Here is a 20,625-nt window from a genome sequence, read left to right on the forward strand (position 1 = left end):
GTCAGTCGGCGCGGTGCAGCGGGCCCCACTCCTGGGAGGCCTGGCTCTCGACCGCGTCGTGGGCCTGGCGCAGCGCCGCGTCGGTTACCCAGGCGAGCGGACGGTGGCAGATCACCAGGGGCTCGTTGTCCGGCCCCCGACCGATCTGCTCACCCACCAGCACCCACGGGCGTACGCCGGGACCGCGCAGCGCGCGCAGGTGGCAGTAGTCGTAGAGCCGACGGGCGACCCAGAGCCGGAGCGGACGCCCACCCCACCACGGCTCGACGGCGAGTGGATTGGCGGACAGGCCGGGCAGCTCGATCCCGGTCAACGCGTCGTGGCTGGCCTGCCGGGCCTGCCGCTCGTCGGTCAGGTCGGCCCGCGGTCCGCGGGACCACCGCACGTACAGCGCCTCGTCCGGGGCGGCCTCCCGCAGCAGGGCGACGAGCTGATCCAGGTCCTCGACGACCCGCATGCCCGCCTCGATCCGTACCTCGCTCACCGCGCTCATGTGCCCGGTGCGTCGCGGACCATTCCTCCCGATTCCGGATCCCCTGACCCGACAGGTCGAGAGTCACCGTGGTAGGTCGCGGAAACCGTCGTTGGACCAGGCAGACGAGCGACACGTCCGGCCGGTCGCCGGGTGCCCGGAAGGAGACGGACCTGGTGTTCGACGGTTTCGAGGAGCTTGACGTCCGCACGCCGGACTCAACCGTCCACGGCCGGCGGGCCGGCGACGGGCCGCCGGTCCTGCTGCTGCACGGCATGCCCGAGACACACCTCATGTGGCACCGGGTGGCGCCGCGGCTCGCGGAACGGTTCACCGTGATCGCCACCGACCTTCGGGGCTTCGGTGCCAGCGGATTTCCGCCGAGCAGCCCGGACCACGCGCCGTACAGCATGCGGGAGATCGGCCGCGAGCAGGTGGACGTCATGCGGCAGCTCGGGTATGACCGGTTCGCCGTCGTGGGGCACGACCGGGGCGGGCGCTGCGCGTACCGGATGGCGTTGGACCACCCGGAGGTGGTCACCCGGCTCGCCGTGCTCGACATCGTGCCCACCGGCGACGCCTACCGCCGCGCGGACATGGACTTCAGTCTCGGCTTCTGGCTCTGGTCGTTCCTCGCCGCTCCCGAGCCGGTGCCCGAACGGCTGTTGGCCCAGGCTCCGGAAGTGATCGTCGACTACATGCTGGACTCGTTGTCCGAGGTGCCGGACTCCTTTCCGGCCGCCGTACGGGCGGAGTACGTCGCGAAGCTCGCGGCCCCCGGGACCATCCACGCCATCTGCGAGCAGTATCGGGCGGCGGCCACGCTGGACTTCCAGCACGACGAGGCGGACCGGGGACGACGACGGATCAGCTGCCCCGTGCTCGCCCTGTGGAGCCACGCCGGTCCGGTGGCGAGCTGGTACCGGCCCCTAGACGTGTGGCGGGCATGGGCCGACCAGGTGATCGGGGCTCCGGTGCCCGCCGGGCACTTCCTGCCGGAGGAAGCGCCCGACGAGACGGTCCGGCACCTGCTTGCGTTCCTGGGCTGAGCCGCGCCGCGCTCAGTCGAGGCGTACCTGGTAGATGCCGCGGCCGAAGGTGCCCGCCACCAGTCGGTGGTTCGTCGGGTCGTACTCGATGTCGTCGACCGGAACCATCGGTAGGCCGCGACCTTGGCGCAGCCAGAGCCCGCCGCCGGACGGGCTGACGAAGACGCCCTGGTCGGTGGCCACGTAGAGGGTGAGCCCACGGCCGATCACCAGGTCGTTGACCGGTGCCCGGGGCAGCGTGCCGCTGAGGTCGACGAAGTGCCGCCCGCCATCCAGCGAGCCCAGCACGTAGGGCCGGTTCGACCCCGACCGGTACGCCGAAAGCGTCACGTACACCCGGCCGGCACGGGCCGGGTCGACCACGACGCGGGTGACCCACGGCTGCCCGGAGAGCAGCAGCGTCCACGAGCCGCCCAGGTCCCGGGTCACCCAGACCCGGCCGTCGTCGGTGCCCACGTAGATCGTCCGGCCGTCGCCGGCCGGGGCGATCGTGCTGATCGTGCCGTAGTTGGTGTAGATCGGATCGCGGCCCGGCCCGCCGGTCAGGTCGCCGCTGATCGGCGTCCAGGTGCGCCCGCCGTCGGTGGAGCGGTTGAGCACGTTGGCGCCGTAGTACATCACCGACGGGTCGCGCGGGTCCAAGACCACCGGGGTGAACCAGTTGCGCCGAGCGCCGGTGACCTTGTTGCCGAAGTAGGTCATCGTGTCGCCGCCGTCGGCCGACCAGAAGCAGTTCCCGTACTGGTAGCAGGCGTAGACGGTGTCCTTGTCCCGCGGGTTGATCTGGTTCTCCTCGCCGTCCCCGCCGAGGTACTCGTTGAACGCCGGCCCGCCCCAGGAGCGCAGCGAGCCGTTGTCCTGGGTGCCGCCGGAGATCCGACCGGTGTCCTGCGGGGTGATCGCCACGCTGTAGAACTGGGTGTACGGCTCGTGGGTGGCCTTCACCCAGCCACCGTCGCCGTCGGCGTCGGAGCGGTACGTCCCCCCGTCGTTGCCGAGGTAGACCCGCTCGGGATAGCGGCGGTCCCAGATCATCGCGTGGTGGTCGACGTGGGTGGAGGTGGAGTCGGCCGTCCAGGTCTGCCCGCCGTCCTTGGTGGTCAGCAGCGGCACCCCGGCGAGGTGCACGTGCAGCGGCTCGTCCGGGTCCACCCAGACCTTGCCGAACCACCAGCCGAAGGTGGACTGGGAGGTGGTCAGCTCCGGGGTGTCCGGCAGCCGGGTCCAGGCGTCGCCGCCGTCGGTGCTGCCGTAGAAGCCGGCGAACGGCCCGGCGGTGGAGTTGACGATCGCGTAGAGCCGGTCCGGGTCGGAGGCGGACTGGCCCAGGCCGATGCGACCCACGTCCGGCCCGGCGGCGGGCAGGCCGCCGGCCAACCGCTGCCAACTGGTGCCGCCGTCGGTCGAGCGGAACACCCCGGAGCCCACCCCGCCGTAGGTGCGCAGGTCGGGCACCCGGCGGTGGTCCCAGAGCACCGTGTAGAGCCGGTCCGGGTCGCGCGGGTCGAGCAGCACCTCGGTCGCGCCGGTGAACTCGTTCGCCCCGGCCAGCACCCGGGTCCAGGTCGCTCCGCCGTCGGTGGAGCGGTACACGCCCCGGTCGCCGCCGGCGTTGTAGAGCGAGCCGGCCGCGGCCACGAAGATCCGCTTCGGGTCGGCGGGGTCGACGGTGATGGCGCCGATCGCGCCGGAGTCGCGCAGGCCGAGGAAGCGCCAGGTGCGTCCGCCGTCGCGGGAGGCGTACAGGCCGGTGCCCTCGTAGGTGATGCTGCCGCCGCCCGGGTTGACCTCGCCGGTGCCGGCGTAGAGCGTGCCGTCCGGGCCGGTGGCCACCGCACCCATCGCCTGGGTCCAGCCGTCCGGCCAGGCCGGCTCGAAACGTTGGCCGGCGTCCCGGCTGACCCAGACGCCGCCGCTGGCCGCCGCGGCGTACACCGTGTCGGCCCGCTTCGGGTCCAGGGCCAGCGACGTGATCCGCCCACCGATGTTCGTCGGGCCGATCTGGCTCCACCGTCCGCCGACGGCGGGCAGCCGGGCGGCGGCGCGGGCGGCGGTGTCGTAGGCGTGCCGCGGCAGCGACCCACCCGGCACGGTCTTCTGCAGGTAACGGAACTCGGCCGGGGCCGACGGACCGCGGACCGGGCGGTACTCGTCGTCGGGCCGGGGCGGCAGCGCGCCGGCGGCGGTGGGTGCCTGGGCGACGCCGGCGAGCAGCGCCGTGACGAGGGCCAGGGAGAGGGTGCGTCGTCGCGCCATGGCGGTCCCTTCGACGAGGGAGGGAGGACGGCCGGTCCTCCGCACAGTACGAAGACGGGCGTCGATCGGCAACCCCGTCCGCGCTGCCCGAACACGGAACCGGCCCGGACACTAGGCAAGAACGGCATCGATGCGGTGGAATGTCCTGACGCGCCAGATCGCTGGGGGAGGACGTCGATGTCGATCGCCGGTACCCGCGTGCGGGTCGCCACCGTCCTGGCCGGACTGCTGCTCGCGGCGCTGCCCGGCGTCCCCGCGGCCGCCGCCTCGGACGCTCGGCACCGCCCGACCCCGCCGCATGTCGTCGGCGATCACACGGTCGCCGCCTACTCCTACGCCGACGCCATCCGGGAGAGCGTCTGGGTGGAGACCCGGGCCGACTCCGATGGCGACGGCGTGCGAGACCGGGTGGCGGTGGACCTGGTCCGGCCGCGGGAGGCGGCGGCCGCGGGGATCCGGGTGCCGGTCATCATGGACGCCTCGCCGTACTACCTCTGCTGCGGCCGGGGCAACGAGAGCGAGCGCAAGACGTACGACGCCGCCGGCGTGATCGCCAAGGCGCCGCTGTTCTACGACAACTACTTCGTCCCGCGCGGCTACGCGTTCGCCGCCGTGGACCTCGCCGGCACCGCCCGCTCCACCGGCTGCGAGGACGTCGGCGGCCCGGCCGAGGTGGGCAGCGCCCGCGCGGTGGTGGACTGGCTCAACGGGCGGGCCCGCGCCTTCACCGGCGACGGCCGGCCGGTCACCGCGGCGTGGAGCACCGGTCGGGTCGGCATGATCGGCAAGTCGTGGGACGGCTCGGTCGCCAACGGCGTCGCCGCCACCGGTGTCCAGGGCCTGGCGACGATCGTGCCGATTTCGGCCATCTCCAGCTGGTACGACTACATGCGCTACAACGGTGTGCTGCGGTCCGCCGACTATCCCGGCTACCTGCACTCGTACGTCAACGGCCGCCCCGCCGAGGTCTGCGCCGACGCGCTCGCCCGGCTGCGCGCGGACAGCGCCGAGGAGACCGGCGACTACAACGCGTACTGGGCCCAGCGGGACTACCGACCCGCGGCCGGCCGGGTCCGGGCCAGTGTGTTCGTGGCGCACGGCGTCAACGACCTGAACGTCACCACCAACCAGTTCGCCCGCTGGTGGCAGGAGTTGGCCGAGCAGGGCGTGCCTCGCAAGCTCTGGCTCTACCAGGCCGGTCACGAGGACCCGTTCGACGTCCGTCGCGCCGAGTGGGTGGCAACCCTGCACCGCTGGTTCGACTACTGGTTGCAGGGGCTGCGCAACGGGATCATGGACGAGCCGCGCGTCGACCTGGAAACCGGGCCGGGGGTCTGGACGACGCAGCGGGACTGGCCGGCGGTCGGTTCCCGGCCGGTACGGGTCGCGCTCGGCGCCGGCGACGGGGTCACCGGCACGCTCGGCGGACGGGGCGCCCGGCCGGGCGCCGAGCGGGCGTACACCGACGCGTCGCTGACCGAGGCGCAGCTCGTCGCCGAGCCCACCACGGCGACCCCGGGGCGCCTGGTCTTCCTCTCCGGCGCGCTGCCCGCGCCGCTGCGGATCTCCGGCGTCCCCTCCGTGCGGCTGCGGGTCCGGGTGGACCGGCCGACGACCGAGCTGACCGCCCGGCTGGTCGACTACGGCACCGCCGAGCGGATCCGCTACCGCAGCTCCGAGGGGGTACGCACGCTGGACACCGAGTCGTGCTGGGGAGCGTCCATGGCAGCCGACGACGCCTGCTACCGGGACACCGAGGAGATCACCGAGGTCAGTGACCACGCGGTGCTGACCCGGGGCTGGCGGGACGCCGCGCACCACCGCTCGCTGCGGTTCACCACCCCGCTGCGGCCGGACCGCTGGTACGAGGTGACCGTGCCGCTGAACGCGTACGACGCCGTGCTGCCAGCCGGTCACGTGCTCGGTCTGGTGCTCGGCCAGAGCGACCCGGAGTTCACCGAGGCCGACGACCGGGACGCCACCGTCCGGGTCGATCTGGGCCGCAGCACGCTGGTCCTCCCGGTCGCCGGTCGGGCCGACCTGCCCGCGGTGGATGTCGCACCCCCGGTGGTGACCGCGCCGGCCGAGGCGTCGGACGCCCGGACCCCGGCCCGGGACAGGCGACAGCTGCCGTGACCGCTCCCGGCCCGCACCCACGCGGCGCGCCGCTGATCGCCGTCGGCAGGGAGCTGGACACGACCGCCGCGGTCGCCCGCATCCGCGGGAGGTGGCGCCTCAGCCCCGGGCGGGGGCCGACGCCCCCGGGTGCGCTGCCGTCTCCGCCGCTGTCAACTCGTCCAGGTCGCGGGCCCGCCGCAGTGGGGACAGCAGGAGCGGAAGCGGGGCCAGGGTGAGCCCGGCGCCGATGACGAACAGGGTAGCGCGTACGCCGAGCGCGTCGCCGAGCGCACCGCCGAGCAGGCCGCCCAGCGGCAGCGCCCCCATCACCAGGAACCGCATGCTGGCGTTGACCCGGCACAGGAACTCAGCCGGCACGATCGCCTGCCGGTAGCTGACCTGCGCGATGCCGTAGACGATCTGGCCGATCCCGCCGCCGACCACCCCGGCGACGAAGAACCCGAGGCGCCAGCCCGCGCCGGTGAGCGGCAACAGCAGGTTGAACGGGCTGGTGACCACCAGCGCGAGCCAGATGATCCGGGCCGAGCCGACGCGTCGCGCCAGCCGGGCGGCGCAGACGGCACCGAGCAGGGCCGCCGCCGGGGCGGCGGACAGCAGCATCCCGATGGCGCCGGGACCGACCCCGACGGTGTCGACCAGGAACAGCACGATCAGCGCGCTGGCGGCGGTGAACAGCAGATTGGACAGGGCGCTGGTCGCGGCGATCGCCCGCAGCACCGGGTTGGCGAGCACGAAGACGATGCCCTCCCGCGCCTGGTGCACCATCCCGTTCCGACCGTCCTGGCGCGAGGTGGGCTCGCGCGTCCGGATCCGGGCCAGGCAGACGGCGCTGGCCAGGAAGCTCGCGGCGTCGACCAGCAGTGTGTTCGTCGCGCCCACCAACTGGGTCAGCCACCCGCCGAGGCTGGGGCCGGCGACCTGCCCCGACGACCGGACCGCCTCCACCGCCGAGTTGCCCCGCAGCAGGTCGGTCCGGTCGAGCAGGGTCGGCAGGTAGGACTGGTGGCCGATGTCGAAGACCACCCGCATCACCGCCATGACCGCGGCCATCGCCATCAGCAGCGGCAGGTTCAGCTGGGACAGCGCGGCGGCCACGGTGACGGTGAGCAGCGCGGCGCACCGGACCAGGTCGGTGGCGATCAGCACCGGTCGCAGCCGCCGCCCGTCCAACCAGACCCCGGCCGGCACGCCGACCAGCAGGAACGCGCCGTTCTGCACGGCCACCAGAGCGCCCAACTGCCAGGCGCTGGCGTCCAGGAGCAGCACGGCGATCAGCGGGAAGGCGATCGCCGTGACGTCGGTGCCGAGCTGGGTGATCGTCTGACCGGCGATCAGTAGCCGGAAGTCCCTGGACCGCCAGGGTGCGCCCCCGGTTCGAGCTGTCATCCGCGCCCCCGCACATGCCGTGATCCCGGTGTGGCGTCGGCCCGGCGGAACGCGGCGCCGCAACCGGTGACCGGTCCGGGGCGTCGTCGAACTCGCGCGGGACGCTGTGCTGGGGGAGAGGTGCGGGGGCGAAAGGTCCGCTCGGGGACCCGGGCGCCGGCGTTGCGGCGCCCTCGGTCCGAGGCTAACCCGGCCGGTTCGGCACGGGATCCGGTACGGCATTCCCGGCGGGCTGCCTGCCCCGGCGGCCCGGGAGGTCCGGCCCCACCCGTGCCCGCTTGACCTCGAGTGCGCTCGAATGCCTAGGTTGGCCCGACGGGCCTCGCCGCCCCGTCCGCTCACCGATCCGGCGCTGCGGCGGCGTCCGCTGCTGGAGCGGGCCGCCGCCTAACCCCCGTTTCGGCCGCTGCGGCGGCGGGTCGCCGGTGGCCGCCGCCCGGGATCCGCCGCCGCCGAACTGTCGCGCGGCCGCGCAGGTGGCGCCGGGTCGGGCTGCACCTGCGCCGCCACCTCGCAGAGGTTGCGCAGCGGGTCGACGGCCTGGGTCGAGCAGGCGACCCGCTGGAGCAGGGCCCGCAGCGTGGCCGACTCGGCCGGGGACAGCGCCGCCAGCAGGTGGGCTTCGACCCGCCGCAGCGCCGTGCGCCGCTGCTCCCACGCGGCGCGACCGGCGTCGTTGACGTCCACCAGCCGACTGCGCCGGTCGGCTGGGTCGGCGCGGCGGGCGACGAACCCCGGTCGTTCCAGGTCGTCGATCAGGTAGGTGAGCACGGTGCGGTCGATGCCGAGTTCCTCGGCGATCGCGCCCTGGTTGCGGGCCGGGCCGGTGATCGCCGCGGTGAGCACCTGGTAGCCGCGCGGGCCGCCGGGGAAGTCGGTGAGCGCGTGGTCGGCTGCCCGGACGTAGCCGCGGAAGACGACCCCGAGCATCCAGCCCAGGTCGTCGTCGACCGGGTCGGGTCGGCCCTGCGCCCTGCTGCCAGCCGTCATGCCCAGAACAGTAGCGCAGTGACGCAGACCTTGTTGGCAAAAGATGTTCTGTCCAACATAAGGTTAAGCAAGTGACGCATCGGAGGCGTCGCGCGAAAGCGGGGAGGCTCGGATGAGCGACTACGGACACGACCTGGCCTTCGGGTCGTTCATCACGCCAGACAGCGGCGACCCGGATCGCACCGTCGGCCTGGCCGTCCTGGCCGAACAGCTCGGGTTCGACCTGGTGACCTTCCAGGACCACCCGTACCAGCCGAGGTTCCTCGACACCTGGACCCTGCTGAGCTGGGTAGCGGCGCGGACCAGCCGGGTGCACCTGTCGGCGAACGTGCTCAACCTGCCGCTACGCCCGCCGGCGGTGCTCGCCCGCAGCGTGGCCAGCCTCGACCTGCTCACCGGAGGCCGGGTCGCGCTGGGCCTGGGCGCCGGGGCGTTCTGGGACGCCATCGAGGCGATGGGCGGCCGGCGGCTGACGCCCGGGCAGGGCGTACGGGCTCTTGAGGAGGCCATCGACGTCATCCGCCAGTTCTGGGACACCGACGCACGCGGGGGCGTCCGCGTCGACGGCGACTTCCACCGGGTCGTCGGCGCCAAGCGCGGCCCGGCGCCCGCCCACCGGGTGCCGATCTGGCTGGGGGCGTACAAGCCACGGATGCTCGCACTGACCGGCCGGCGGGCGGACGGCTGGCTGCCCTCGCTCGGCTACCTCCAGTCCGGCGACCTGTCCCGGGGCAACGAGATCATCGACGACGCCGCACGGCAGGCCGGCCGCTCGCCGGGGGACGTGCGCCGCCTGCTCAACGTCACCGGCCGGTTCGCGCCGACCCCGCGCGGCCCGCTGGACGGCCCGGCCGACCAGTGGGCCGAGGAACTGGCGGAGCTGGCCCTGGGTGAGGGGGTCAGCACGTTCATCCTCGGCAGCGACGACCCCGACGACCTGCGCCGCTTCGCCGGCGAGGTGGTGCCCGCCGTCCGCGAACTGGTCGCCACCGAGCGTGCGGCGGCGTCGGGGCGTACTCCGGTGCCGGTCGAACCGGCGACGGCGCCGGCATCCCGGCCGAGTGTCACCGGCGGTGCGTTCGCCGTGGTGCCGACGCCCGACGACGGTCGCCGGCTAAGCGACCGGCGGGTCTGGGACGAGTCGGCCCGGCCGACCGGCCCGGCGCCCGATCCGACCCGCACCTACACCCCGCACGAGCTGGCCACCGGCCAGCACCTGGTGCAGGTGCACGACGGCCTGCGCGCGGAGCTGGCCCAGATCCACGACCTGATCGAGCAGGTCGCCGCCGGTGAGATCGACGCCGGCGCGGCCCGGTCCGAGATCAACACCATGACCATGCGGCAGAACCGGTGGACGCTGGGCACCTACTGCGAGTCCTACTGCCGGGTCGTGACCACCCACCACACCATCGAGGACCAGGCGCTGTTTCCGCGACTGCGGGAGCGCGACCCCCGAATGCGTCCGGTGGTCGACCGGCTGGAGCAGGAACACCGCGTCATCCACGACGTGCTGGAGGGCGTCGACCGGGCCCTCGTCGCCTACGTCGCGGCCCCGGACGGGATGAGCGAACTGCGCGCCGCCGTGGACCTGCTCACCGACACCCTGCTGTCGCACCTGAGCTACGAGGAGCGCGAACTGGTCGAGCCGCTCGCCCGACTGGGAGCGCACTGAGCATCCGGGGTTGCCCGACCGGATCTGAGAGACTACTTTCGAAACATGTCTCTCAAGAATCCCTACGGGGACTTCGAGATCACCGAGCCGCAGGCGCTGCGGGCGCTGGCCCACCCCGTGCGACTGGCCCTGCTGGAGCGGCTGCAGAAGGACGGCCCCGCCACCGCCACGCAGCTCGCCCCGCACGTCGGCGCGACGCCCTCGGTGGTGAGCTGGCACCTGCGCCACCTCGCCTCCTTCGGCCTGGTCACCGACTGGGACGGCGCGACCAGCAAGCGGGAGCGGTGGTGGCAGGCGGCTGCCCGGGGCTTCCGCTTCACCGTCCCCGACGACGCGGAGGGGCAGGACGCCGCCCGGCAGTTGCGCGCGGAGATGTTCGCCCGGTACGCCGAGGCGCCGCAGCAGTGGCTGCTGTACGACGAGCCCCGACTGGACACCGAGTGGCAGGGCCTGGCCGGCATTGCCGACACCCAGTTCGTGGTGACCGCCGACGAGTTGAGCGAGCTCAGGGACGCGATCGAGGGTCTGCTCGCCCCGTACGTGCGGCGCAAGGGTGGCGAACGGCCCGACGGGGCGCGGGCCGTCCGGATGCTGAACTACACGCTGCCCAAGCCCGACGACGACCCGGCCGCGTCGTGACCACCACCAGCGCCGCGCCCCCGGTCTCACTCGGCCGCGACCGACGGTTCCGCACCTTCTGGATCGGCGAGACGATCTCCCAGTTCGGCGACCGGATCAGCGAACTGGCCCTACCGCTGATCGCCGTCACCCTGCTCGCCGCCACGCCCGGGCAGGTCAGCATCCTCACCGCGCTGATCTGGCTGCCCAACCTGCTGGGCGTCTTCGTGGGCGCGTGGGTGGACCAGCGCACCCACAAGCGGCGCCTGCTGATCATCGCCGACCTGGCCCGGGCGGCCGTGCTGTTCAGCCTGCCGGTGGCCTACCTGCTCGACATGGTCACCCTGACCCAGCTCTACCTGGTGGCGCTGCTCACCGGCGTCGGGGCGGTGCTGTTCGCCATGGCGCGCCAGGCGTTCTTCGTCGCGCTGGTGCCGCCGTCGGCGTACGTCGACGCGAGCAGCAAGCTGAGCGTCAGCCGGGCCGCGTCGTTCGTGGCCGGCCCGGCGGTCGGCGGCGGTCTGGTCCAGGCGCTGACCGCCCCGCTCGCGATCCTCGCCGACGCCGTCTCGTTCCTCGCCTCGGCGCTGCTGCTCGGCCGGATCCGGGTGACCGAGGCCCGACCGGCGCCGCAGCGGACCTCCACCCTCGGCCTGGTCCGCGACGGGCTGGTCCTGGTCCTGCGTCATCCGGTGCTGCGCGCCGCGCTCGGCTGCACCAGCACCGTCAATTTCTTCACCTTCATCTCCAGCGCGCTGCTGGTGCTCTACGCCAGCCGCGAGCTGGACCTGTCCGCCGGCGCCATCGGCATCGCGTTCGGCATCGGCTCGCTCGGCGGGCTGGCCGGCGCGGCGCTGGCGCCCCGCATCTCCCGCGCCATCGGGCTGGGCCGCACCGCCATGATCGGGGTGGTGCTCTTTCCGGCGCCGCTGGCACTCGTCGCGTTGGTCGACGGCCCCACCTGGGCCCGGATCGCGGCGCTCGCGGCCATCGAGCTGGTCTCCAGCGTCGGCGTGATGCTGATGGACGTCAACCTCAACGCCCTGCTCACCGCGGTCACCCCCGACGACGCGCGGGGACGCCGGGCCGGGGCGTACAGCGCGGTCAACTACGGGATCCGGCCGGTCGGCGCGCTGGTGGGTGGTTGGCTGGGCACCACCATCGGGCTGCGACCCACACTGGTCGTCGCCGGACTGGGCGGCGTGCTCGCCGTGCTCTGGTTGCTCGCATCGCCGGTACGCCACATCACCACCCTCGATGAGCCGGCGACCTGACCCCGTCATGGCCGCCGGGCATCCGGTCGCGGGGGCCGGCCCGCGGCGCGGTTTGGGGCTCTTCACAGTTGAGGGTGTGGTCGCTGGTTGGATGGTGGCTGGCGCGTCGGTCCCGAGGTAGGTTCGGCCTGGTCGTGGTCGGTCAACGGCGCACCCGATAGCGCAGGTGAAGCACCCGGTTGCCCTGAATCACCACGTCAGGATCCTCGAACAGGTGCTGCACGTCGACCGACCCGAAGTAGCGCTTGCCGGACCCGAACACGACGGGTACGACGTCCATGCGCACCTCGTCGACCAGGCCCGCGGCAAGCACCTGGCCACCGACGTCGCCAGCGGCGACCTCGACGATGCGGTCACCCGCGAGCTCCTGCGCCTTGGCCACGGCTGCCTCGACGCCGTCGACGAAGTGAAACGGCGCCTCGGGGTCCCAGCCTTCGGGCTTCGGCCGGTGCGTCACGACGACCACGTGGTCGACCCCGCCCGGAGGCTTCCCGTCCCAGCCGTCCGTCATGTCGAAGACGTGGCGCCCGACGATTGTCGCCCCGATCTGGTCCCAGTACGGCCGGGTGTAGTCGTAGGACGTCTGCGACACCTTCAACGCGCCGCTCTCGTCCAACGGCACGTCACCGCTGAGCAACCAGTCGAACAGTGGTCCGGGCTGGTCGTTCTCGTCCGCGATGAAGCCGTCCACCGACACCGAGCTGTACATGACCACCTTGCCCATGGGCGCTCCTCTGCTTGGGGGATGCCCACAGATTAGAGTTTCGTGGGCTGTCGCTCTTGTAAGGAATCAATGGGTCGGCAGCGGCCAGCCGTCCATTACGTGGCCGGGATGTTCGCGCACGAACCGTCGCCTGCCTTCGACATATCGTGTCGGTGTGAGCCCGGTGAAGCGTCACCGAAGACAATTTGCATTGTGAAGAGCCGGTTTTGGTCGCCTCGCGGTGTCGGCCGACACCGCTGGAACCGGTCAGGCTGTCGTGAGCAGCAGCCGGGCCAGCTCGGCGGGCTGGGAGAACATCGGCCAGTGGCCGGTCTCCAAGGTCACCAGCCGCCAGTGTTCGCTGGTGAGCAGCTTGGCCACGGTGTCGTTGGGCTCGGGCCCGTCGAGCAGGCACTTGACGTACGTGGCCGGCAGCTCGCCGAGCGGGCGGGCCAGCACGGCCGGCTCGGTGAGGGTGGCCCCGGGGTGCGGGGTGGTGCCGGCGACGATCCGGGCGACCTGCTCGTCGGTGAGGCCCTGGCCGTCGTAGTCGTCGGCGCCCAGCGGCGGCCAGAAGCCCCCGTTGGCGGCGATCGTCGACTCCAGCGTCGCCGGACCCTGCCAGAAGCCGGAGGCGAATGAGCCGCCGTCGACGGGCACCTCCGAGTCGACGAAGACCACGTGGGTCAGCCGGTCGCCGATCCGCTCGGCGGCCTGACCCACCGGGATGCCCGAGTAGCTGTGCCCGACCAGGACCACGTCACGCAGGTCGCGCCGCTCGATCTCGCCGACGATGTCCTGCACGTGGGTCTGCTGCCCGGCGGGCTCGCCCTGCCGTTCGGCGAGGCCGGAGAGGGTCAGCGGATGTGCGCCGTGGCCGGCCGCGCGCAGCGGTGGCACCACCTCGTCCCATGCCCACGACCCCAACCACGCGCCCGCGACCAACACGAATTCCGTCATGGCCGGACCCTAGCGCCGCGCCCCGACAATGTGGCCGCACCGGTTGGGCGGCGCCGCCGTCACGGCCAGGTTCTCGCCCGCGTGTCGAAGACCTCCGCCGGGCTGGCCACCGGCACCACGCAGACCAGGTGCCCGCCGGGTACGCGCAGGATCCGGCACTCCAGCCACCGGGACACCTCGGTGGCGCCCAGCGCGATCAGGCGGGCGGTCTCGGCCTCGACGTCGTCGCTCTCGATGTCGAGGTGGAAGCGCGGCGCGTCGTCGACCGCCTGGACCGCGGTGACCAGCCCGGGCACCGCCTCGTGCAGGTCGGTGAACTGTGGCTGCTCCGGATCGGGCCCGGCGCTCACGCCGAGCGCCGCGGACCAGAACGCGGCGCTCCGCGCGGCCTCGGGCTCCGGGGTGTCGATCAGCAGGGCGTAGGGGCGGCTCCGGTGCATGGACGCAGGATATCGACGAACGTGCCGGCCTGCCCGGCGGCGGGCGATTGCGCTGGTGTCAGTAGATCTTGGAGGGAGAGCGCCCCTCCAGGGGCCATTTCCTCCCAAGATCTGAAACGATGGGCCGGCCCGGCGGGCAGCTGCCGCTCAGTGGCCGGGTGGGCCCGCGCGGTCGACCTGGGCGGCGAGCCGCTTCGGGGCGAGCAGGCGGTAGCTCTCAGCGAGCAGTTCGGCGAGCTCGTCCCAGTCGGTGTCGTCGTCCAGCGCCATGCCCAGCACGTTCGGGCCCCACTCCGGCTTGTAGAAGGGGTAGCCGGCGGCGACCAGCGCGGCGATCTCGTCGCCGGGCGCCCGGAGGATGAGCACGCAGCCCGGCCGGTCGAGCTCGGCGGCGCGCGCGTGCGCGATCTGATGGTCGGGGTCGACCGTGAGCACGTGGGCGAAGGTCCGCTTGCGAATTCGCCAGCGGGTGCCCACCCACGCCGGCTCCTCGTAGCTCTCCGGCAGGCCGAGGCAGATCGGCCGCAGCCGATCGAGAAACTCGGGCGGGACGTCCGCGGGTTCGCTCACGGTCGCCGACGTTAGCCGCCCGGTGCGACACACATCCGCCCGCCGCATCGGTGATCAACACGACGTCGGTGAAGTCGGGGTGTCCCGGGCCACGGATGCCCCGACATCGCCGATCTCGTGTGGATCACCCGGGCCTGGGCGGCATGGGCGGGCCCGTGCCGGGTAGGCGGTAGCCACGGACACGACGGTGTGAGGTGACGATGGCCGGATCGTGGTTGCTGGGACCGGGTGCCGAGACTCCGGGGGAGCGGCCCACCGCGGTGCTGGTGGCGGTGCGCGGGGAGGAGGGCGCCGCGGACGGCGGCCCCGGTAGCGAGACGTCGCTGACCGAGCTGCGCCGGCTGGCCGACACGGACGGGCTGGCGGTGGCCGACGAGGTCGTGCAGAGCCGGCCGCGACCCGATCCGGCGACGTACGTCGGCTCGGGGAAGGTGGACGAGCTGGCCGCGTTGACCGAACGCACCGGTGCGGACCTGGTGATCGCCGACGGGGAGCTGTCGCCCGGGCAGATCCGGAACCTGGAGGAGCGGGTCGGGGTACGGGTGGTGGACCGGACCGCGCTGATCCTGGACATCTTCGCCGAACACGCGCGCACCAGCGAGGGACGCCTGCAGGTCGAGCTGGCGCAGATCGCGTACCAGCTGCCCCGGCTGCGCGGCGACGGGCGGTCGATGTCGCGGGTCGGCGGTGGCCGGACCGCCGGCGGCGCCGGCATGGGCGTGCGTGGTCCGGGTGAGATGCGGCTGGAGACCCAGCGGCGCACACTGCGCCAGCGGGCCACCCGGTTGCGGCGCAACGCCGCGGAGCTGGCCCGGCGGCGGGAGCGGACCCGGGGTCGTCGGGCCCGTAACCGGGTGCCGTCGGTGTCGATCACCGGCTACACCAACGCCGGCAAGTCCGCCCTGCTCAACCGGCTGACCGGTGCGGACGCGCAGGTGCGCGACGTGCTGTTCGCGACCCTGGACCCGACCGTGCGCCGATTGCGGGTCGGTGAGGTGACCTTCACGTTGACCGACACGGTGGGGTTCGTCCGGCACCTGCCGCACCAGCTCGTGGATGCCTTCCGCTCGACATTGGAGGAGGTCAGCGGGAGCGACCTGGCGTTGCACGTGGTCGACGCGTCGGCGCCGGACGCGCTGGAGCAGATCACCACCGTGCACGGCGTGCTGCACGAGATCGGCGCGGGGGACGTTCCCGAGCTGCTCGTCCTCAACAAGATCGATGTCGCGCCGTCGGAGTGGGTCGACTGCCTGCGGCGCGCGTACCCGGACGCGGTGGCGGTTTCGGCGCTCACCGGCGCCGGCACCGCCGAGCTGCGCGGCGCGCTGGCCGACCGGTTGAGCCAGCTCTGAGCGTTCCGGGTTCACCCGGTGCGATCCGGGCGGTTTGGCCAGGTGGGTCGAGGGACATTGCTCGCACGTTCCTCGATCGATGGAAGGAAAAGCGACATGGTTGGCAGGTCCGGTTCCGGCGCCGCCACGGTCGCCAAGCACCCGGTCCGTACGGCTGCCCAGGCCGTCGGCGTGGTCTTCCTGCTGGTCGGCGTGCTCGGCTTCATCCCGGGCATCACCACCAACTACGACACCATGATGTTCGCCGGGCACGATTCCGAGGCGAAGCTGCTCGGGCTGTTCCAGGTGTCCATTCTGCACAACCTGGTACACCTCGCGTTCGGCGTTGCCGGTCTCGCGCTGGCCCGTACGGTCTCCAGCGCGCGCGGCTACCTGATCGGTGGTGGCGCGGTCTACCTGGTGCTCTGGCTCTACGGTGTGGTCGTCGACCACGAGAGCGGAGCCAACTTCGTGCCGCTCAACGGTGCGGACAACTGGCTGCACCTGTTCCTCGGCCTCGGCATGATCGCCCTCGGCGTGGCGCTGACCCGCCGGCCCGCCGACCGTCGCTGACCCCGCCGAACTTCGATCGCGCCGCACGGCGCTTCCCACCGCACCGCCGCGCCCACCGGGCGCGGCGGTGCCGTCCGTACGCGAGAGGCGACGTAACCGCGTACCGGGCGGACGTCAATAGACCTACGTGCATGAAATTGAGGGCGATCATAGCCCCGGTCATCGGTCTCGGGCGATGGCCGTGACACCGAGCGCGATGTCAGGATGGCTCCGGGTAACAAGTCTTGCCACGCCGTTACGCGCGCCAGCGTCGCCGCGTAGACCGGGAGCGATGTCGTGATCCGACCCAGCGGACAACCGTGACCGCCGATCCGTACGCCGGTCCGGGTGGTCCCACCAGTGTTCCCGCGGAGGTGTTGCGCCGGGCCGCCGCGTACCCCGAGCGCCCCGCGATCGTCGACCGGCAGGGCACCCTGCGCTACCGGGAGCTGGTCGCCGCTGCGGCCACCCTCGCCGGCGCCCTCACCCGGGCGCTGTCGCCGTCGGAGGTCGTCGCGCCGCACCGCCCCGGCGCCGGTACGGGAATCACCGACGGCACTGGTGCGGTGGTGGCGGTGCTGCAACCCCGTACCGCCGCCGTGGTCGTGGCCCAGCTCGCCGCCGGCTTCGCCGGCGCCGCCTTCCTGCCCCTGGACCCGGCGTCGCCACCGGCGAGGATCGCCCGGATCCTCGCCGACGCCGACTGCCGGGTCGCCGTCGCCGCCGACGACCTCGCCGACCGACTGCCGCCGGGCGTCAGCGTGGTACGCGCCGGCCGGGAGGAGCACCTGCGGCTGCCCGAGCCGGACGACCTGGCGTACCTCATCTCCACCTCCGGCTCCACCGGCCGGCCCAAGCAGGTGGAGGTGGCCCACGGGAGCCTGTGGACGGTCCTCGACTGGTACGCGCGGTTCTTCGGGCTGGGACCCGGCGTGCGTACCGCTGCCTTCACCGGCCTGGCCTTCGACGCCGCGCTGCTGGACCTCTGGGCGCCGCTGATCCGGGGCGCCACGGTGGTACTCGCCGACGAGGAGGTGGTGCGCGACCCGGAGCGGATCGTCGAGACGCTGCGCGGGGTGGACCACTGCTTCCTCAGCACGCCGCTCACCGAGCAGCTGCTGCGGTCGGGCGCGCACACCGGTCGGCTGCGCAGCCTGGCCACCGGGGGCGACCGGTTGCGACTCTGGCCGCCCGCGGGTTTCGGCGCCGCGGTGCACAACCTGTACGGCCCCACCGAGGCGTCCATACTGGTTACCGCGACCGGTGATCTGCGCCGCTACGCCGACCGCTCCGGGCCGCCGCCGATCGGTCGCCCGGTCGCCGGCGCCCGGCTGACCCTGGCCCCCGGCCCGCGGGTCGGGGGCCGCTCGCCGGCCGGGTCGCGCCGTGGCGTCGGGGAGGGCGAACTCCTGATCGCCGGGCCGGTGCTGGCCCGCGGCTACCGGGCCGCGCCCGCACAGACCGCCGCGGCCTTCGGGACGGACCCGGACGGCAGCACCCGGCACTACCGCACCGGCGACATCTGCCGGCGTGACGCCAGCGGGGAACTGCACTTCGTCGGCCGGGTGGACGGCCAGGTCAAGATCCGCGGGCAGCGGATCGAGCTGCGGGAGGTGGAGGGCGCCCTGCTGGAGCTGCCCGGCGTCGCCCAGGCCGCCGCCGGGCCGGTGCCCCGCGCCGGCGAGTCGCTGCTGGTGGCGTGGGTGGTCGGCCCGGTCACCCCCGATGCGGTCCGCGCCGGGCTGCGCGACCGGCTGCCCGCCGCGATGGTGCCGCACACCGTGCACGTCCGCGACGCGCTACCGCTGACCTCGAACGGCAAGCTCGACCGGGTCGCGCTGCGCGCCGACACCGAGCGGCGCTGGTCGGCCGCCGACGCCGAGCCGTCCGGTGCCGCCACGCCCGCCTGCGCCGAGTTGTCCGCTGCCGCCCCGCCCGGCGGGGGCGACCGGATCGGCGCCGCGCCGGTCGACGGGACCGGCGCGTCGGGCGTTCACCCGGTCGATCCGGTGCTGGCCGAGGCGTGGCGGGCCGTGCTCGGGGCCGCACCCCGGCCGGAGGACGACTTCTTCCTCGTCGGCGGGGACTCGCTGCTCGCGGTGCGGCTCACCGCGCAGGTTCGGCAGGGACTGCGGATCGAGGTACGCGCGGCGCTGCTCTACGAGCACCGTCGCTTCGGCGACTACCTGGCGGCGGTGCGGGCGCTCTGCGCGGCACCGGTCGCCGACTCCGCGGGTGCCCCGCGGTGACCGGCACCCTGCTCACCTGACTGACCGGCCGCCGGCGGCGAATCCGCCCGCGATCACGACACGAGGCACCGGTGGTGCGTCCTGGACCGATCCGCCAGGATGGGCCGGGGGCCGCGCCGGGCCGGCACCCCGGACCGACCACCCCCGTGCCCGCCGAGGAGTGCCGTGCCGTCCACCCTGCTCTCCCGCCGCGACCTGGACTTCCTGCTGCACGACTGGCTACAGGTGGCCCGGCTGACCGAGCGGCCCCGCTACGCCGAGCACTCCCGGGAGACCTTCGACGACGCACTGGACCTCGCCGAGCGGGTGGCCACCGAGCAGTTCGCCCCGCACAACCGGGCCGCCGACCTCGCCGAGCCGACCTTCGACGGGCAGCGGGTGCGGCTGATTCCGCAGGTCCGCGCGGCACTGGACGTCTTCGCCGACACCGGCCTGCTCGCCGCCGGCCTGGACTCCTCGGTCGGCGGCCTGCAACTGCCGCACGTCGTCGCGGCGGCCTGCTTCGCCTGGTTCCAGGCCGCCAACGTGGGCACCTCGGCGTACCCGTTCCTCACCCTGGGCAACGCCAACCTGCTGCTGGCACACGGCAGCGCCGAGCAGATCGACACCTACGTGCGTCCCATGGTGCAGGGCCGCTTCTTCGGCACCATGTGCCTGTCCGAGCCGCACGCCGGCAGCTCGCTCGCCGACATCACCACCCGGGCCGAACCGCAGCCGGACGGCACGTACCGGCTCTTCGGCACCAAGATGTGGATCTCCGGCGGCGACCACGAGCTGGCCGAGAACATCGTCCACCTGGTGCTGGCCCGGATCCCCGGCGGCCCGCCCGGCGTGAAGGGCATCTCGCTGTTCATCGTGCCCAAGGTCCTCGTCGAGCCGGACGGCACGCTGGGCGCCCGCAACGACGTCGTGCTGGTCGGGCTCAACCACAAGATGGGCTACCGGGGCACCACCAACACGCTGCTCAGCTTCGGCGACGGCACGCACGCGCCGGACGGGCGACCCGGCGCGGTGGGCCACCTGGTCGGCCCGCCGCACCAGGGGCTCGCCCAGATGTTCCACCTCATGAACGAGGCCCGCATCGGCGTGGGCGCGGGCGCCACCGCGCTCGGCTACACCGGCTACCTCAAGAGCCTCGCGTACGCCCGCGAGCGGCCGCAGGGCCGGCCGGTCGACGCCAAGGACCCGGCCACCCCGCAGGTGCCGATCATCGCCCACCCCGACGTACGCCGGATGCTGCTCGCGCAGAAGAGCTACGTCGAGGGGGCGCTCGCCCTCGTGCTCTACTGCGGGCGGCTGCTCGACGAGGAGAGGACCGCCCTGGCCGAGGCCGACCGAGAGCGGGCGCACCTGCTGCTGGACGTGCTCACCCCGATCACCAAGAGCTGGCCGTCGCAGTGGTGCCTGGCCGCCAACGACCTGGCGATCCAGGTGCTCGGCGGCGCCGGTTACACCCGCGACCACGACGTGGAGCAGCACTACCGGGACAACCGGCTCAACCCGATCCATGAGGGCACGCACGGCATCCAGGCGCTGGACCTGCTGGGCCGGAAGGTGACGATGCGGGGCGGCGCGGGCCTGGCCCTGCTGGCCGGGACGATCGGCGACACCGTGGCCCGGGCCCGCGCCGCCGGCGGCGAGGCCGCCGAGCTGGCCGACCCGCTGGCCGGCGCGGTCGACCGCGTCGTCGCGGCGACCCGCCGACTCTGGGACGACGGCGATCCGGTGGTCGCGCTGGCCAACGCCAGCGTCTACCTGGAGGCCGTCGGTCACGTGGTGATCGCCTGGATGTGGCTGGAGCAGGTGCTGGCCCTGCCGCCCGAGGGCGACGCCTTCCACGCCGGCAAGCGGCAGGCCGCCCGCTACTTCTTCCGCACCGAGCTGCCGCGCACCGGCCCGCAGTTCGACCTGCTGGAGAGCCGGGACCCCACCAGCCTGGAGATGCGCGACGAGTGGTTCTGAGC

At 73.3% G+C, this 20,625-nt stretch carries 17 protein-coding genes; 9 read left to right on the forward strand and 8 right to left on the reverse strand.

The window, feature by feature from the left end; genetic code table 11:
* Position 1: 1 nt before the first annotated feature.
* A complete protein-coding gene (locus ACFOW4_RS04175) occupies positions 2 to 493 on the reverse strand; it encodes a DUF6098 family protein (RefSeq protein ID WP_377524565.1) in 492 nt (163 codons plus the stop codon).
* Between the two features lie 155 nt (positions 494 to 648).
* Here ACFOW4_RS04175 and ACFOW4_RS04180 point away from each other — a divergent pair, with 155 nt between their 5' ends.
* Complete coding sequence (locus ACFOW4_RS04180) at positions 649 to 1,521, forward strand: alpha/beta fold hydrolase (RefSeq protein ID WP_377524567.1); 873 nt, start codon at positions 649 to 651, stop codon at positions 1,519 to 1,521.
* A gap of 12 nt (positions 1,522 to 1,533) precedes the next feature.
* Here the strand turns inward: ACFOW4_RS04180 and ACFOW4_RS04185 are convergent, their stop codons facing one another.
* Positions 1,534 to 3,777 carry a WD40/YVTN/BNR-like repeat-containing protein gene (locus ACFOW4_RS04185; RefSeq protein WP_377524570.1) on the reverse strand — a complete coding sequence of 748 codons (2,244 nt, stop codon included), beginning with the start codon at positions 3,775 to 3,777 and terminating at the stop codon, positions 1,534 to 1,536.
* Between the two features lie 177 nt (positions 3,778 to 3,954).
* Between ACFOW4_RS04185 and ACFOW4_RS04190 the strand changes: the two genes are divergently transcribed.
* Complete coding sequence (locus tag ACFOW4_RS04190; protein WP_377524572.1) at positions 3,955 to 5,913, forward strand: Xaa-Pro dipeptidyl-peptidase; 1,959 nt, start codon at positions 3,955 to 3,957, stop codon at positions 5,911 to 5,913.
* Between the two features lie 99 nt (positions 5,914 to 6,012).
* On the opposite strand, the gene ACFOW4_RS04195 is transcribed toward ACFOW4_RS04190, so the two are convergent.
* Together ACFOW4_RS04195 and ACFOW4_RS04200 are read right to left on the reverse strand one after the other, a co-directional pair.
* Positions 6,013 to 7,302, reverse strand: coding sequence for an MFS transporter (locus ACFOW4_RS04195; RefSeq protein WP_377524575.1), 1,290 nt, complete (start codon positions 7,300 to 7,302; stop codon positions 6,013 to 6,015).
* 387 nt (positions 7,303 to 7,689) lie between these two features.
* A complete protein-coding gene (locus ACFOW4_RS04200) occupies positions 7,690 to 8,292 on the reverse strand; it encodes a MarR family winged helix-turn-helix transcriptional regulator (protein ID WP_377524577.1) in 603 nt (200 codons plus the stop codon).
* A gap of 112 nt (positions 8,293 to 8,404) precedes the next feature.
* On the opposite strand from ACFOW4_RS04200, the gene ACFOW4_RS04205 reads away from it, so the two are divergent.
* Genes ACFOW4_RS04205 through ACFOW4_RS04215 form a run of 3 tightly spaced genes read left to right on the forward strand, consistent with a single transcriptional unit; the run spans position 8,405 to position 11,856 of the window.
* Positions 8,405 to 9,964: an LLM class flavin-dependent oxidoreductase gene (locus tag ACFOW4_RS04205; RefSeq protein ID WP_377524580.1), complete on the forward strand. Its 1,560-nt coding sequence runs from the start codon at positions 8,405 to 8,407 to the stop codon at positions 9,962 to 9,964.
* A 45-nt stretch (positions 9,965 to 10,009) separates the two neighbouring features.
* Positions 10,010 to 10,603 carry an ArsR/SmtB family transcription factor gene (locus ACFOW4_RS04210; protein WP_377524582.1) on the forward strand — a complete coding sequence of 198 codons (594 nt, stop codon included), beginning with the start codon at positions 10,010 to 10,012 and terminating at the stop codon, positions 10,601 to 10,603.
* Complete coding sequence (locus ACFOW4_RS04215; protein WP_377524585.1) at positions 10,600 to 11,856, forward strand: MFS transporter; 1,257 nt, start codon at positions 10,600 to 10,602, stop codon at positions 11,854 to 11,856. Before ACFOW4_RS04210 ends, ACFOW4_RS04215 begins: the two co-directional genes overlap by 4 nt.
* Positions 11,857 to 11,998: 142 nt before the next feature.
* On the opposite strand, the gene ACFOW4_RS04220 is transcribed toward ACFOW4_RS04215, so the two are convergent.
* The 4 genes from ACFOW4_RS04220 to ACFOW4_RS04235 form a co-directional block, all read right to left on the reverse strand.
* Complete coding sequence (locus ACFOW4_RS04220) at positions 11,999 to 12,580, reverse strand: dihydrofolate reductase family protein (protein WP_377524587.1); 582 nt, start codon at positions 12,578 to 12,580, stop codon at positions 11,999 to 12,001.
* Positions 12,581 to 12,826: 246 nt separating this feature from the next.
* On the reverse strand, positions 12,827 to 13,519 hold the full coding sequence (locus ACFOW4_RS04225; RefSeq protein ID WP_377524590.1) for an alpha/beta fold hydrolase: 693 nt from the start codon (positions 13,517 to 13,519) through the stop codon (positions 12,827 to 12,829).
* A gap of 59 nt (positions 13,520 to 13,578) precedes the next feature.
* On the reverse strand, positions 13,579 to 13,959 hold the full coding sequence (locus ACFOW4_RS04230) for a VOC family protein (RefSeq protein ID WP_377524592.1): 381 nt from the start codon (positions 13,957 to 13,959) through the stop codon (positions 13,579 to 13,581).
* Positions 13,960 to 14,106: 147 nt separating this feature from the next.
* Positions 14,107 to 14,529 (reverse strand): MmcQ/YjbR family DNA-binding protein, encoded by a 423-nt coding sequence (locus tag ACFOW4_RS04235; protein WP_377524595.1) that lies wholly within the window; start codon positions 14,527 to 14,529, stop codon positions 14,107 to 14,109.
* A 200-nt stretch (positions 14,530 to 14,729) separates the two neighbouring features.
* On the opposite strand from ACFOW4_RS04235, the gene hflX reads away from it, so the two are divergent.
* The 4 genes from hflX to ACFOW4_RS04255 all read left to right on the forward strand — a co-directional run bounded on the left by hflX (position 14,730) and on the right by ACFOW4_RS04255 (position 20,623).
* On the forward strand, positions 14,730 to 15,881 hold the full coding sequence (hflX, locus tag ACFOW4_RS04240) for a GTPase HflX (protein ID WP_377524724.1): 1,152 nt from the start codon (positions 14,730 to 14,732) through the stop codon (positions 15,879 to 15,881).
* 96 nt (positions 15,882 to 15,977) lie between these two features.
* On the forward strand, positions 15,978 to 16,433 hold the full coding sequence (locus tag ACFOW4_RS04245) for a DUF4383 domain-containing protein (RefSeq protein WP_377524597.1): 456 nt from the start codon (positions 15,978 to 15,980) through the stop codon (positions 16,431 to 16,433).
* Between the two features lie 299 nt (positions 16,434 to 16,732).
* Positions 16,733 to 18,661, forward strand: coding sequence for a non-ribosomal peptide synthetase (locus ACFOW4_RS04250; RefSeq protein ID WP_377524600.1), 1,929 nt, complete (start codon positions 16,733 to 16,735; stop codon positions 18,659 to 18,661).
* 165 nt (positions 18,662 to 18,826) lie between these two features.
* A complete protein-coding gene (locus ACFOW4_RS04255; RefSeq protein ID WP_377524602.1) occupies positions 18,827 to 20,623 on the forward strand; it encodes an acyl-CoA dehydrogenase in 1,797 nt (598 codons plus the stop codon).
* The last annotated feature ends 2 nt before the right edge of the window (positions 20,624 to 20,625 follow it).

It is taken from the genome of Micromonospora sp. GCM10011542, from assembly GCF_042650685.1.
Taxonomy (GTDB): domain Bacteria; phylum Actinomycetota; class Actinomycetes; order Mycobacteriales; family Micromonosporaceae; genus Micromonospora.